This window comes from Paenibacillus maysiensis (genome assembly GCF_000520815.1).
Lineage (GTDB): Bacteria > Bacillota > Bacilli > Paenibacillales > Paenibacillaceae > Paenibacillus > Paenibacillus maysiensis.
Genome location: NZ_ASRY01000284.1, coordinates 1 through 1,162, shown reverse-complemented (window position 1 = coordinate 1,162; position 1,162 = coordinate 1). Strand labels below are relative to the sequence as shown.

1 protein-coding gene is annotated in these 1,162 nt (G+C 57.0%); it reads left to right on the top strand.

The window, feature by feature from the left end:
• Nucleotides 1-10: 10 nt before the first annotated feature.
• On the top strand, nt 11-1,162 hold a 1,152-nt coding region (locus tag L696_RS28885; protein WP_245233418.1), incomplete at its 3' end, for a beta-ketoacyl synthase N-terminal-like domain-containing protein.

Genomic DNA, 1,162 nt, shown 5'->3' with positions numbered 1-1,162 from the left:
AGCCGAGGCCATGGATCCACAACAGCGGCTGTTTCTGGAGCAGGCATGGCACTGCATCGAGGATGCCGGCCTTCGCCCTTCTTCCCTTTCTGGAACTCGCTGCGGCGTATTCGCCGGTTGCGCGGCGAGTGATTACGCGGAACTGGTGGGAAGCGGTGGCTGGAATGCGCAAGGGCTGATGGGGCGAGCACTCTCCATTTTGAGCGCACGCATTTCGTATCATTTGAATCTGAAGGGTCCGTGTCTTGCCATTGAAACAGCCTGCTCCTCCTCGTTGGTGGCGATCGCGGAAGCATGCGAAAGTCTTAGTCTGGGGACTAGCGATCTGGCTCTTGCAGGTGGCGTGTATGTGGCGGCCACGCCCGCCATGCAGCATATGACGGGGAATGCTGGTATGCTCTCGCCAAGCGGGCGCTGCTATACCTTCGATAACCGTGCCGACGGATTTGTACCCGGGGAAGGTGTTGGAGTGATTCTGCTTAAACGCTTGCAGGATGCCGAAAGGGACGGTGATCATATCTATGGCGTCATTCGGGGCTGGGGCGTCAATCAGGACGGCAAAACCAACGGAATCACCGCTCCTAGCGTCAATTCGCAAACCGTGCTGGAGCAGGAGGTGTATCGGCGGTTTCAGATTGATCCGGCGACAATTTCTTTGGTGGAAGCTCATGGAACGGGTACCCGGCTCGGCGACCCCATCGAGGTCGAAGCGTTGACGGCAGCCTTCCACTCCTTTACAACCGGGAAGAATTATTGTGCACTGGGCTCGGTAAAAAGCAATATCGGTCATTTACTGGCAGCGTCGGGTATGGCCGGCGTGATCAAAACGCTGCTTGCCCTGAAGCACCAGATGCTGCCGCCGACTTTGCATTTCGAGTCTTTGAACGAGCATATCGATTTGCAAGACAGCCCGTTTTACATAAACACTCAGCTACAACCGTGGAGGAGCGAAGTCGGCCGAAGCCGACGGGCTGCGGTCAGCGCATTCGGGTTCAGTGGGACCAATGCCCATATCGTGCTGGAAGAATATGCGGAAATGCGGGAATCCTCACAGCTGAAAGCGGCGCCGGAAGATCATCGTGCGCTGCACTTTGTGCTGTCCGCCCAAAGCCCCGAGCGGTTGGGCGAGTATGCCGCTGCGTTGAAATATTGGCTGGAATGT